Source organism: Aliivibrio fischeri (assembly GCA_038993745.2).
In the GTDB taxonomy this organism is placed as follows: domain Bacteria; phylum Pseudomonadota; class Gammaproteobacteria; order Enterobacterales; family Vibrionaceae; genus Aliivibrio; species Aliivibrio fischeri_B.
On record CP160629.1, the window covers coordinates 438,818 to 451,578 of the forward strand.

A 12,761-nucleotide genomic window follows, 5' to 3' on the forward strand; every position below is an offset into this window, starting at 1 on the left:
TACCGAGGAAAATTATGGACATCACAGAACTACTGGACTTTAGTGTAAAACAAAACGCATCAGATCTACACCTATCTGCAGGAGTTCCTCCTATGGTACGTGTAGATGGTGAAGTGCGTAAACTGACATTACCTGATTTTACACATGCCGATGTTCATCGTTTAGTGACTGACATTATGAATGATGCTCAGCGTAGTGAATTTGAAGATAAACTAGAAGTCGATTTTTCATTTGAGTTACCTAATATTGGACGCTTTCGTGTTAATGCATTTAACCAGTCTCGTGGCTGTGCTGCTGTGTTTCGAACTATCCCTGTTGATATTCCATCATTAGAGCAATTAGCGGCACCTCAAGTGTTCACCGATATTGCAAAATATCAAAAAGGATTAGTGTTAATCACAGGGCCTACTGGTTCAGGTAAGTCGACAACCTTAGCTGCTATGGTTGATTACATTAACGAGAACTACAACAAGCACGTACTTACGATTGAAGATCCGATTGAATTTGTTCATAAGAATAAGAAGTGTTTGATTAACCAACGTGAAGTTAATCGTGATACACATAGTTTTAAAGCAGCTCTTCGTTCAGCTCTGCGTGAAGACCCAGATGTTATTTTAGTCGGTGAACTACGTGATCAAGAGACAATCAGTCTTGCATTGACTGCTGCTGAAACTGGGCATTTAGTATTTGGTACCTTGCACACGAGTTCAGCGGCAAAAACCATTGACCGTATTATTGATGTTTTCCCAGGCAGTGATAAATCTATGGTTCGCTCGATGTTGTCTGAATCATTAAGAGCGGTAGTAGCACAAACATTGCTTAAACGTATTGGTGGTGGTCGTATTGCGTGTCATGAAATCATGATAGCGACACCAGCTATCCGTAACTTAATCCGTGAAGATAAAGTCGCTCAAATGTATTCAATCATTCAAACTGGTTCTTCTTTTGGTATGAATACCATGGAGCAGAATGCGAAGAAAATTATTGCTCAAGGTTTGGTTGATCCGGATGAAGTCGTTAAGAAAGTTGAAATGAGCAGCATAGGGTTTTAGTCATGACATTGGATCAAATACTGAAACAAATGATCGCTTTAAAAGCATCGGATATTTACTTAACGGTTGATGCTCCTTGTTTACTGAGAGTGAATGGTGAACTTCAAGCTTTAGGCCACAAACAGAGTATTGAATCAGTCACTGCTTTGCTTGCTGAAATGATGGATGAAGAGCGCCAAGAAGAGTTTAACGAAAGCTTAGAAGCGAACTTTGCCATTGTGAAAGAATTTGGTCGCTTTCGTGTGAGTGCTTTTTGGCAGCGAGAGCAACCTGGTGCAGTGATACGTCGTATTGAAACCAAAATCCCGTCCATGGAGTCACTAAATCTTCCCGAAGTAATGAAAGAATTAGCCGTTACTAAGCGTGGATTAGTATTAGTGGTGGGGGCTACGGGTTCAGGTAAATCAACGTCAATGGCGGCGATGACGGGTTATCGAAATGACAACCGAAGTGGTCATATCTTAACGGTAGAAGACCCTATTGAGTTTGTGCATCCTCATAATAAATGCATTGTGACTCAGCGTGAAGTTGGTCTTGATACTGAAAGTTATGAAGTGGCATTAAAAAACTCGTTACGCCAAGCTCCAGATATGATTTTAATTGGTGAGATCCGTAATCGAGAGACGATGGAATATGCCATGAGCTTTGCTGAGACGGGGCATCTATGCATGGCAACATTACACGCAAATAACGCAAACCAAGCATTAGAGCGAATTTTGCACCTTGTTCCTAAAGAGAGTAAAGAGCAGTTTTTGTTTGATTTATCCATGAACTTAAAAGGGTCATTGCACAGCAGTTAGTTCCGGATATGAATGGTAATGGTCGTCATGGCGTTTATGAAGTGTTACTAAACACGCCACGCGTTGCAGACTTGATCCGTCGTGGTGATTTGCATGAACTTAAATCGACTATGGCAAAATCACGTGAGTCGGGTATGCAGACGTTTGATCAGAGTTTATTTGAACTGGTAATGGATAAGAAAATATCAGAAATGGAAGCGTTGCACAGTGCGGATTCGGCTAATGATTTACGCCTGATGTTGAAAACAAAAAGAGGGGATGCGTTCTCTTCATCTACATTGGATAATGTGTCGATATCGTTAGACTAAAAAAGCAGGGTTCAGGACGCTTCGCGCTTAGGATTCAGAGACGTTTGTTGTAAGTATTGTACTTACAATGAGTACCTCTGAACCCTTTAAGGGAGCTTGCGACCGATCTGAAACCTGCTCTTATGCTTTTAGCTCCACTGATTCTCAAACCAACTTTCTAAAATAACCACAGCTGACTGACAGTCAATATTGCCTTTTGATAGGGCTTTATATCCACCAAATTCGAATAAATCAGCACGAGCCTCAGCCGTTGATAAGCGTTCGTCATGCAATTCAACTTGTTTACCAAAACGACCATGTAGGCGATTAGCAAATTTCTTTGCTCGTGGCGTAATAGTGTCGAGCTCTTTACCGTGAAGATCGGTTGGCAAACCAACAACGATTAAATCAGGATTCCACTCTTTAATTTGTTTTTCAATATCATCCCAATTAGGGGTGCCATCTTGAGCTTTAAATGCTTTTAGTGGACTTGCTGTTCCTGTGATTTCTTGTCCAATCGCAGAACCAATACTCTTGGTTCCGAAATCAAAGGCCATAATGGTGCGTGAACTCATGCGTGTCCAATCTCACTTGATAAATTTGCAGGGTTAATTCCCAGTAGTTGTAATGCTTTACGCCAACGATCAGGAATAGGAGTATCGAAAATAACGCTTGGATCTGCTTCTAAAGTCAGCCATGTATTCTCTGATAATTCTTTTTCAAGCTGTCCACCTTCCCATCCAGAGTATCCTAGTGCAACAAGATATTTATATGGCTGGTATTCTGTACCTAATGTAGCAAGAATATCTTTTGAGGTTGTTACTGATAACTCATCAGTCACTTGAATGCTTGATAAATAGTTATCTTTATTTGAATGAAGAACAAAACCACGATCATCCGACACCGGCCCACCATTTAATACTGGTTGGCTTAATGTTTGAGGGAAAATGATAGGTGATGGGTTATCTAGCTCTATTTGGTCTAGCATTCCTTTTAATGAAATCTGTACAGGCTCATTGATACGTAAGCCCATGGTTCCATCTGAATCATGTTCACAAATATAAATAACGCTTCGTTGAAAGAACGGATCTTTCATACTAGGCATAGCAACTAAAAAATGATTTTTTAAATTCACAGAGCCTCCCGGAAAGCGAGATTAATACCAATGTAAATACCGCTAAAGATAACGCATAAACCAATTGGTATTAATATTGAGGAGTTGCCCCCTCAATACAGTTAGAATGTGATTAAGCGTTAATTCGGCGCTCAATTGCATCCATTAATTTGCCTGTAATCGAAATATCAAAAGCAGCTTCAATTTCTTTAATACAGGTTGGGCTTGTTACATTAATCTCAGTTAGCTTGTCGCCAATCACGTCGAGTCCTACAAAGATTAGACCCTTTTCTTTCAATGTTGGAGCTACTGCATTAGCAATTGCCCAATCTGTCTCACTTAATGGACGTGCTTCACCTGTACCACCTGCTGCTAAGTTGCCGCGAGTTTCACCTTTTGCTGGAATTCGAGCTAAACAGTAAGGCATTGGCTCACCATCAACCACAAGAATACGCTTATCACCGTTACTAATATCAGGGACAAAGGTTTGTGCCATGCAGTAGTTTTGTCCGTGATTGGTTAATGTTTCGATGATCACTGATACATTTGGATCGCCTGCTTTTACTCGGAAAATAGAAGCGCCACCCATACCATCTAGTGGTTTAAGAATCACATCTCCATGCTCTTCACGGAAAGCTTTAATTTTTTCAGCCTTACGAGTCACTAATGTTGTTGGCGTTAGCTCTGGGAACCAAGCCGTGAATAGTTTCTCGTTACAATCACGTAGACTCTGAGGTTTATTAACAATTAGTGCACCTTGGATTTCAGCTCTTTCTAGAATATATGTCGCATAGATGTATTCTGTATCGAAAGGTGGGTCTTTACGCATTAATACCGCATCAAGATCAGCAAGGTCGATGGTTTGCTCTGATTGGAATTCATACCAACCTGTTGGATCATCTTTTAGCGTAACGATTTTGGTATCAGCGACCGCTTTGCCTTGATCTAAATGTAGGTCACTCATTTCCATGTAATGAATTTCCCAACCACGTTTTTGAGCTTCAAGCATCATGGCAAAGCTAGAGTCTTTTTTAATGTTAATGGATGAAATTGGATCCATTACGATACCGAGTTTGATCATTGTGTTTCTCCAGTTAGCCAAGATCGCCAAAACGAACTTGTAGGGCTGTAATTGCGGTAAGCGCTGCGGTTTCTGTTCGTAGAACACGAGGACCAAGCAGCGTTTCTTCAAATTGATATTGTTCTGTCATGCTAATTTCATCAGACGATAAACCGCCTTCAGGACCAATTAACAAGCGTACATTTGTTACCGGTTCAGGAAGTGTATTGATTGAGTATTTTGCTCGTGGATGAAGGTTGAGCTTTAACCCATCGTACTCTTCTGCGCACCATTCTTCTAATGACATAATAGGACGAATTTCAGGAACAGTATTACGTCCACATTGCTCACATGCAGCAATTGCAATTTTTTGCCATTGATCTAATTTCTTTTCAAATCGCTCTTTATTTAATTTAACGCCACAGCGCTCAGAGATCAGTGGTGTAATGATATTCACACCCAATTCGACCGATTTTTGAATGGTAAATTCCATTTTATCGCCACGAGAAACAACCTGACCTAAATGTAAGTTAAGTGGCGATTCGCTGCTACGCTCAATACGCTCAGTGATTTCCACTTCAACACTCTTTTTTGACGCTGAAGTGATCACGGCTGGAAATTCAGATCCGCTTCCATCAAACAGAAGCACAGATTCACCTTCTTTCATTCGCATTACACGACCAACGTGATTTGCTGCATCATCACTTAAATTTACTTTTCCTTGTGAAGGAAGAAGCTCTGGGTGGTGGATTCTTGGTATTCTCATGGTCTACTTTTCTTTAACTATCTTGTATTTAAGGATGGAGGTTAAAGTATGCTTTTTCAACCTCTAATTATGTCTATTTGCGACATGCTTTGTAGACAAACTGGTTATGGTTGCCTTGAATTTTAGCAATGCGCTTATCGCGTTCACACTCCCATTCAGATACTGGGTATTGCTTGTTCCATGCATTCATTAGCTGACGTTGTGACTTCGATAAATTGAAACGATACTCTTGGTTCATGTATAAATAAGTACGAGCAATAGCACCTCTTGATTGTGCTGGTGGCTCAGCGACACGTCCTTTGAAATCCACTTTGAAGGCACACTGACCGTAATATGCGCCTTTATTGCCATTCCATTGTGAGAAACGGAAATTAGATCGGTCACCATTTACTTCGCCAATTGCTGGAACAAGGTTATGCAAATCAGCTTCCATTAACTTAAATTGCTTATCTTTTCGGGTGCAGTTTTTACGGCCCCCATCTTGCCAACATTGACGTTGGTGGCCAAATTGCCATGCTGGAACGACGTGCTCCCATTCGATTCGGCTTGCTCGCTTTTCTTGTTTACGCACGTTATAACCACAACTTTGTAAATCAGGAATGCCTTTCTTTTTATCTTTCCAAGTTATGTCACAGCCACAATAAAATGAGGTTGGATGATCTAAATAGATTTTGACAGCTTCTTTTTTGGCTTTTGAAAATGAAGAAGGAGGAGCGGCTAATACATTAAATGCAGAGCCAATAGCGATAATGCTAATAAGTAAGCGGATTAATTTCATAATAACTACTACTGATGATTGTATTAATTCAGTAAGAGTAGCTTATTGTTAAACCGCTTTATAGATAAATTAATTATTAGAAGTCGTTAATTTCACTACAGTTGATTTTGGCTCGAGACAGTTTTAATGGCGATTGACAGTTTTTACATACATATTGAGTCTGTTTTTTTTGCACTCGATTATGGCGACGTACCGTTAATTCGTGTGTCGAGCATTTGCAACGATAAGGAAAGGTTTTTCCTTTAACTGAATCGACACTGAAACTGTGTGTTGTACGAGCGGGGAGATTGAATACCTGATTCATTACTCCTTGCCATTCTTTTCCATGAGGGCGCACACGGCCATACAATTTGAATGTGATTAGGTGAGCGATTTCATGAGGGATCACTTCATTAATAAACGTGTGTTGATTTTCTTCTAATAAAATAGGGTTAATGCGTATTTCCCAACCTTGAAGACGTGCTGTCCCTGCGATTTTGCCACGCTGAGTAAATTTGATTTCTGGCAGAGAAAAAGGACGATTAAAAAAGGTAGAAGCTTGTTGAATACATTGTTGTGCTTTTGCTATTGATGCTTGTTGAAGTGGGGTCATTACGTCTCTTTATTATCGGTTTTCAAACTTCCGGAAAAGGAAGAACGATTAAATAGACCATTTCAAAGAGGATTAATCAATAGATAGGAAAATATTATTCATGCTGTAAACATAAAAAAGGAAGCCGAAGCTTCCTTTTTAAATTCAGAAATAAGCAAATAAAACTTATTTAATACCAGCAAAATCACGAAGGATTGCGGCTTTATCTGTCGCTTCCCAAGGGAACTCTTCACGACCGAAGTGACCGTAAGCTGCTGTCTTCTTGTAGATAGGCTGAAGAAGGTTAAGCATTTCTTGTAGGCCGTATGGGCGTAGGTCGAAGTTTTGACGAACTGCTTCAATGATGATGTCGTGAGATACCTTCTCAGTACCGAACGTTTCAACCATGATAGATGTTGGATCAGCAACACCGATTGCGTATGAAAGTTGGATTTCACAACGGTCAGCCATGCCAGCTGCTACGATGTTTTTCGCTACATAACGTGCAGCGTATGCTGCTGAACGGTCAACTTTTGATGGATCTTTACCAGAGAATGCACCGCCACCGTGACGAGCTGCACCGCCGTATGTATCAACGATAATTTTACGACCAGTAAGACCACAGTCACCCATTGGACCACCGATAACAAAACGACCTGTTGGGTTAATAAAGAAGTTAGTGTCTTTATTTAACCATTCAGCAGGCAGTACTGGCTTGATGATTTCTTCCATTACTGCTTCACGAAGATCTGGTGTTGTCACAGAATCACAGTGTTGTGTTGAAAGAACAACAGCATCAATACCAACAATTTTACCTTGGTCGTATTGGAACGTTACTTGAGATTTTGCATCTGGACGTAGGAAGTCTAGCTTGCCACTCTTACGTACTTCAGCTTGTTTTTGAACAAGTAGGTGAGAGTAGGTAATTGGAGCTGGCATTAAAATTGGCGTTTCGTTAGTTGCGTAACCAAACATGATACCTTGGTCACCAGCACCTTGTTCTTTAGGATCGGCTTTATCAACACCTTGGTTGATGTCTGGAGATTGCTTACCAATTGTGTTTAATACGGCACAAGAGTTTGCATCAAAGCCCATGTCTGAATGAACGTAGCCGATTTCACGAACGGTTTCACGAGTGATTTCTTCGATATCAACCCATGCAGAAGTGGTTACTTCACCACCAACCATCACCATGCCAGTTTTTACGTATGTTTCACACGCAACACGCGCTTTTGGATCTTGTTCTAAGATCGCATCAAGTACTGCATCTGAAATCTGATCTGCAATTTTATCTGGATGACCTTCTGATACTGACTCAGAGGTAAATAGGTGCTTAGCCATAAGAGAGCTCCACTTCTATAAATAATAAGTTCTAAAAATACCCACAATCTATATAAGTCTATACGTTTAACAGTGTAGGTGTTTTTCCATCTAGACGTCTATAATAAAGTAAAATTGATTAATTACAACTCATTTAGTTTAAGAAAATAAATATAAGACATAACCAATCGTTTGCGTTTTGCTGTGAGATTTATCGGTATAAATCAGGTTTTCTGTCAAAATCGTGAAAAAAAGCGCCTTATTTACTAAGTAATCGTTTGCAGTGCCGATGAGGCTTTGCGACAATACGCACCTGCAAATTTAGGTTAATCAATAGTGGTTAACTTGCTCAACAATATAGTCCTTCGAATTTTCAGGAGCAGGCATGTCTTCACGTAAACATCTAGCAAATGCAATCCGCGCTTTAAGCATGGATGGTGTTCAACAAGCAAATTCTGGTCACCCAGGCGCACCTATGGGTATGGCAGATATCGCTGAAGTATTATGGCGTAGCCACCTAAATCACAACCCACAAAATCCAGAGTGGGCTGACCGCGACCGTTTCATTCTTTCAAACGGTCATGGCTCTATGCTGATTTATTCTCTGCTTCATCTTTCAGGTTATGACCTGTCTATCGAAGACTTAAAGAATTTCCGTCAACTGCATTCTAAAACTCCAGGTCACCCTGAGTACGGTTATGCACCAGGCGTAGAAACAACTACGGGTCCATTAGGTCAAGGCATCACTAACGGTGTTGGTATGGCGATGGCTGAAAAAGCATTAGCGGCACAATTTAACCGTGAAGGCCACGATATCGTTGATCACAACACATACGTGTTCATGGGTGACGGTTGTCTAATGGAAGGTATCTCTCACGAAGCGTGTTCACTTGCTGGTACATTAGGTCTAGGCAAATTAATCGCATTTTGGGATGACAACGGTATCTCTATCGATGGTGAAGTTGAAGGTTGGTTCTCTGATGACACGCCTAAACGCTTTGAAGCTTACGGCTGGCACGTAATTCCTGCTGTTGATGGTCACGATTCAGACGCTATCAATGCAGCAATTGAAGCGGCTAAAGCTGACCCTCGTCCTTCTTTAATTTGTACTAAAACAGTAATTGGTTTTGGCTCTCCAAATAAACAAGGTACACACGACTGTCACGGCGCTCCATTAGGTGCTGAAGAAATTGCAGCAACTAAAGCTCAATTAGGTTGGGAATACGGTGCATTTGATATCCCTGCTGACGTATATGCAGGCTGGGATGCAAAAGAAGCTGGTGCTGAAAAAGAAGCAGCTTGGAATGCGAAATTTGACGCATACGCAGCAGCTCACCCTGAATTAGCAGCTGAATATAAACGCCGCGTAAATGGTGATTTACCTGCGGAGTGGGAAGAAAAAGCAAATGCAATCATTGCTGATCTTCAAGCAAATCCTGCAAATATCGCTTCTCGTAAAGCGTCTCAAAACGCATTAGAAGCGTTTGGTGCTATGTTACCTGAATTCATGGGCGGCTCTGCTGACCTTGCACCATCTAACTTAACGATGTGGTCGGGTTCTAAATCTTTAGAAGCAAATGACTTCTCTGGTAACTACATTCACTACGGTGTGCGTGAATTTGGTATGACAGCAATCATGAATGGTATTGCTCTGCACGGTGGTTTCGTACCATACGGCGCAACGTTCCTAATGTTCATGGAATACGCTCGTAACGCAATGCGTATGGCTGCACTAATGAAAGTGCAAAACATTCAAGTTTACACGCACGACTCTATCGGTCTTGGCGAAGATGGTCCAACTCACCAACCAGTTGAGCAAATCGCTTCTCTACGTCTAACTCCTAACATGAGCACATGGCGTCCATGTGACCAAGTTGAGTCTGCTGTAGCATGGAAATTGGCTATCGAGCGTAAAGATGGTCCTTCTTCTTTAATCTTCTCTCGTCAAAACCTTGCACAGCAAGAGCGTACACAAGAGCAAGTTGCTGATATCGCTAAAGGCGCATACATCCTTAAGGATTGTGAAGGCCAACCTGAGTTGATCCTTATTGCAACAGGTTCAGAAGTTGAGCTAGCAGTTGAAGCTGCAGCACAACTGACAGCAGAAGGTAAAGCGGTACGTGTTGTTTCAATGCCATCAACAGATGCATTTGATAAGCAAGACGAAGCATACCGTGAAGCAGTACTTCCATCAGCGGTAACTAAACGTATCGCAATTGAAGCGGGTATTGCTGATTTCTGGTACAAGTATGTCGGTTTCGGTGGTAAGATCATCGGCATGACAACATTTGGTGAGTCAGCGCCTGCTGATGAGCTATTCAAAATGTTTGGTTTCACTACTGAAAATGTAGTAAACACGGCGAAAGAACTTTTAGCTTAATTAAAAAAGCATTAGCTTAATTTAGCGATAAGTAAAAATAAGATGAAGAGCGAAGTTATTGAAAGGTAACTTCGCTTTTTTGATCCTTTAAGAAAAAAGCGAAAAGAGTACAATAACCGCAAATGGAAAAAGAGAGTTATGTATTATGTTGAGAGTGGCAATAAATGGATTTGGCAGAATTGGTCGTAGTGTACTTCGAGCGTTATACGAGAGTGATAAGCGCGATAAAATAGAAGTGGTGGCTGTTAATGAATTATCACAGCCTGAAGCGATGGCGCACTTATTTCAATATGATTCAACTCACGGACGCTTTCAACACAAAGTCACCCACGATCAAGAATACCTTTATATTGATTTACCTGACGGCTCTCAAGATAAGGTTCGCATATTACATCAAGCGGATCTTTCTCTTTTACCATGGCAATCGTTAGAGGTTGATTTAGTTTTGGATTGTACGGGAGTGTACGGTTCTAAATCTGATGGTGAAAAACACATTACTGCTGGAGCTAAGAAGGTTCTATTTTCTCACCCTGGTGGCTCTGATTTAGATAACACTATTATTTATGGTGTGAATCACGATACGTTATTACCAGAACATCGAATTGTTTCTAATGGATCATGTACTACCAATTGCATTATTCCTGTTATTAAAGCGATTGATGATGCGTTTGGTATCGATTCTGGCACCATTACCACCATCCATTCTTCAATGAATGACCAACAAGTTATTGATGCTTACCATTCAGATTTACGTCGTACTAGAGCCGCTAGCCAATCTATTATTCCTGTTGATACTAAGTTGCATAAAGGTATTGAAAGAATATTTCCGAAATTTTCTAACAAGTTTGAAGCGATTTCTGTGCGAGTACCAACGGTAAACGTAACTGCGATGGATTTAAGTGTAACAATTAATACAAATGTGAAAGTTAATGACATAAATCAAACCATTGTTAACGCATCTCGGTGTACATTACATAACATTGTTGACTATACTGAAGCGCCGCTTGTTTCTATCGACTTTAATCATGATCCCCACAGCGCCATTGTCGATGGATCACAAACAAGGGTAAGTAATGGGCATTTAGTTAAAATGCTAGTTTGGTGCGATAACGAGTGGGGTTTTGCTAATCGGATGCTAGATACCGCATTAGCAATGAGTAAATAAACTCAGTAATCAGTAAATTTGTGATGAAAAGATAAAAAAGATGAATTTTTATCTTGAAAAAAGTGAACTGCATCCCTATTTACTGAATAATGCAGTAAGAATTTAATCGGTTTGGCAATGACGCCGAGCTTGAAAACTTTTTATTATTTAATTGAGAGGACAAAACATGTCTGTAATCAAGATGACTGACCTGGAACTTGCAGGTAAACGCGTATTTATCCGTGCTGACCTAAACGTACCAGTTAAAGATGGTAAAGTAACTTCTGATGCACGTATCCTTGCATCTCTACCAACTATCAAGCTTTGCTTGGAAGCTGGCGCTAAAGTAATGGTTACTTCTCACCTAGGTCGTCCAACGGAAGGCGAGTACAACGAAGAGTTCTCTCTAGCTCCTGTAGTTAACTACTTGAATGACGCACTAGATTGTGACGTTAAGCTAGCAAAAGATTACCTAGACGGTCTTGAACTGAACGCTGGTGAATTAGTTGTTCTTGAAAACGTTCGCTTCAACAAAGGCGAGAAGAAGAACGAAGAAGAGCTTTCTAAGAAATACGCTGCACTATGTGACATCTTCGTAATGGATGCATTTGGTACTGCTCACCGTGCACAAGCATCTACTCACGGTGTTGGCATGAACGCTCCTGTAGCGTGTGCTGGTCCACTACTAGCAGCAGAACTTGAAGCACTTGGTAAAGCAATGTCTAACCCTGAGCGTCCACTAGTTGCTATCGTTGGTGGTTCAAAAGTATCTACTAAGCTAACAGTTCTTGAGTCACTATCTAAAATCGCTGACCAACTTGTTGTTGGTGGTGGTATCGCGAATACATTCATCGCTGCTGAAGGTCACAACGTAGGTAAATCACTATACGAAGCAGACCTAGTTGAAACAGCTCAAAAATTAATGAAAGAGTGTGCAATTCCAGTTGCTACTGATGTTGCATGTGCGAAAGCATTTGACGAAAACGCTGAAGCTGAAATCAAACACGTTTCTGAAGTTCAAGATGACGACATGATTTTCGACCTTGGTCCAGATTCAACAGCTGCACTTGCTGAAATCATCGGCAATGCGAAAACAATTCTTTGGAATGGTCCAGTTGGCGTATTCGAATTCAAAAACTTCGAAGCGGGTACAGCGGGTATCTCTAAAGCAATCGCTGAATCTGCAGGTTTCTCTGTAGCAGGTGGTGGTGATACACTAGCAGCTATCGACAAGTTCGGTATTAAAGCTGACGTATCTTACATCTCTACAGGTGGTGGTGCATTCCTTGAATTCGTTGAAGGTAAAGTACTTCCTGCAGTAGCAATGCTTGAAGAGCGTGCTAAAGCATAATTATTTAAGAGCGGGAATCTAATCATTCCCGCTTTTTACGTTTGTTGATGGCAAGGTTTATTGATACAATACCGACAGTTGTGAGCAAACGTTTGCAAAAGTTTAAACGTAAGTTTTTTAATTTTTAAAACGATAGAA

At 40.8% G+C, this 12,761-nt stretch carries 11 protein-coding genes and 1 pseudogene; 5 read left to right on the forward strand and 7 right to left on the reverse strand.

The genetic code is table 11. The features are described from left to right. Positions 1 to 14: 14 nt before the first annotated feature. Together AAFX60_002210 and AAFX60_002215 are read left to right on the forward strand one after the other, a co-directional pair. Complete coding sequence (locus AAFX60_002210) at positions 15 to 1,052, forward strand: type IV pilus twitching motility protein PilT (GenBank protein ID XDF78035.1); 1,038 nt, start codon at positions 15 to 17, stop codon at positions 1,050 to 1,052. Positions 1,053 to 1,054: 2 nt separating this feature from the next. After that, a pseudogene (locus AAFX60_002215) lies at positions 1,055 to 2,160 on the forward strand (PilT/PilU family type 4a pilus ATPase). Between the two features lie 128 nt (positions 2,161 to 2,288). On the opposite strand, the gene ruvX reads toward AAFX60_002215, so the two are convergent. From ruvX to metK, 7 genes are all read right to left on the reverse strand, one after another. Beyond that, positions 2,289 to 2,714: a Holliday junction resolvase RuvX gene (ruvX, locus tag AAFX60_002220; GenBank protein XDF78036.1), complete on the reverse strand. Its 426-nt coding sequence runs from the start codon at positions 2,712 to 2,714 to the stop codon at positions 2,289 to 2,291. Continuing rightward, positions 2,711 to 3,274 (reverse strand): YqgE/AlgH family protein, encoded by a 564-nt coding sequence (locus tag AAFX60_002225; protein XDF78037.1) that lies wholly within the window; start codon positions 3,272 to 3,274, stop codon positions 2,711 to 2,713. The genes ruvX and AAFX60_002225 overlap by 4 nt, the downstream gene beginning before the upstream one ends. A gap of 112 nt (positions 3,275 to 3,386) precedes the next feature. Then, positions 3,387 to 4,334: a glutathione synthase gene (gene gshB, locus AAFX60_002230; protein ID XDF78038.1), complete on the reverse strand. Its 948-nt coding sequence runs from the start codon at positions 4,332 to 4,334 to the stop codon at positions 3,387 to 3,389. A 13-nt stretch (positions 4,335 to 4,347) separates the two neighbouring features. Then, positions 4,348 to 5,079 (reverse strand): 16S rRNA (uracil(1498)-N(3))-methyltransferase, encoded by a 732-nt coding sequence (gene rsmE, locus AAFX60_002235; protein XDF78039.1) that lies wholly within the window; start codon positions 5,077 to 5,079, stop codon positions 4,348 to 4,350. Positions 5,080 to 5,152: 73 nt separating this feature from the next. Then, positions 5,153 to 5,857, reverse strand: a complete 705-nt coding sequence (locus AAFX60_002240) for an endonuclease (GenBank protein XDF78040.1) — start codon at positions 5,855 to 5,857, stop codon at positions 5,153 to 5,155. Positions 5,858 to 5,933: 76 nt separating this feature from the next. After that, a complete protein-coding gene (locus AAFX60_002245) occupies positions 5,934 to 6,449 on the reverse strand; it encodes a SprT family zinc-dependent metalloprotease (protein XDF78041.1) in 516 nt (171 codons plus the stop codon). A gap of 165 nt (positions 6,450 to 6,614) precedes the next feature. Continuing rightward, a complete protein-coding gene (gene metK / locus AAFX60_002250; GenBank protein XDF78042.1) occupies positions 6,615 to 7,769 on the reverse strand; it encodes a methionine adenosyltransferase in 1,155 nt (384 codons plus the stop codon). A 364-nt stretch (positions 7,770 to 8,133) separates the two neighbouring features. Between metK and tkt the strand changes: the two genes are divergently transcribed. From tkt to AAFX60_002265, 3 genes are all read left to right on the forward strand, one after another. Then, positions 8,134 to 10,128, forward strand: coding sequence for a transketolase (gene tkt / locus AAFX60_002255; protein XDF78043.1), 1,995 nt, complete (start codon positions 8,134 to 8,136; stop codon positions 10,126 to 10,128). Positions 10,129 to 10,273: 145 nt separating this feature from the next. Beyond that, positions 10,274 to 11,293 (forward strand): erythrose-4-phosphate dehydrogenase, encoded by a 1,020-nt coding sequence (gene epd, locus AAFX60_002260; GenBank protein XDF78044.1) that lies wholly within the window; start codon positions 10,274 to 10,276, stop codon positions 11,291 to 11,293. Between the two features lie 166 nt (positions 11,294 to 11,459). Next, positions 11,460 to 12,623 carry a phosphoglycerate kinase gene (locus tag AAFX60_002265; GenBank protein XDF78045.1) on the forward strand — a complete coding sequence of 388 codons (1,164 nt, stop codon included), beginning with the start codon at positions 11,460 to 11,462 and terminating at the stop codon, positions 12,621 to 12,623. The last annotated feature ends 138 nt before the right edge of the window (positions 12,624 to 12,761 follow it).

What these genes read in the sequence shown, in the direction of transcription:
- AAFX60_002210 (XDF78035.1), top strand. Translation starts at nt 15, where the DNA reads ATGGACATCACAGAACTACTGGACTTTAGTGTAAAACAAAACGCATCA.
- ruvX (XDF78036.1), bottom strand. Translation starts at nt 2,714, where the DNA reads ATGAGTTCACGCACCATTATGGCCTTTGATTTCGGAACCAAGAGTATT.
- gshB (XDF78038.1), bottom strand. Translation starts at nt 4,334, where the DNA reads ATGATCAAACTCGGTATCGTAATGGATCCAATTTCATCCATTAACATT.
- rsmE (XDF78039.1), bottom strand. Translation starts at nt 5,079, where the DNA reads ATGAGAATACCAAGAATCCACCACCCAGAGCTTCTTCCTTCACAAGGA.
- AAFX60_002240 (XDF78040.1), bottom strand. Translation starts at nt 5,857, where the DNA reads ATGAAATTAATCCGCTTACTTATTAGCATTATCGCTATTGGCTCTGCA.
- AAFX60_002245 (XDF78041.1), bottom strand. Translation starts at nt 6,449, where the DNA reads ATGACCCCACTTCAACAAGCATCAATAGCAAAAGCACAACAATGTATT.
- metK (XDF78042.1), bottom strand. Translation starts at nt 7,769, where the DNA reads ATGGCTAAGCACCTATTTACCTCTGAGTCAGTATCAGAAGGTCATCCA.
- tkt (XDF78043.1), top strand. Translation starts at nt 8,134, where the DNA reads ATGTCTTCACGTAAACATCTAGCAAATGCAATCCGCGCTTTAAGCATG.
- epd (XDF78044.1), top strand. Translation starts at nt 10,274, where the DNA reads ATGTTGAGAGTGGCAATAAATGGATTTGGCAGAATTGGTCGTAGTGTA.
- AAFX60_002265 (XDF78045.1), top strand. Translation starts at nt 11,460, where the DNA reads ATGTCTGTAATCAAGATGACTGACCTGGAACTTGCAGGTAAACGCGTA.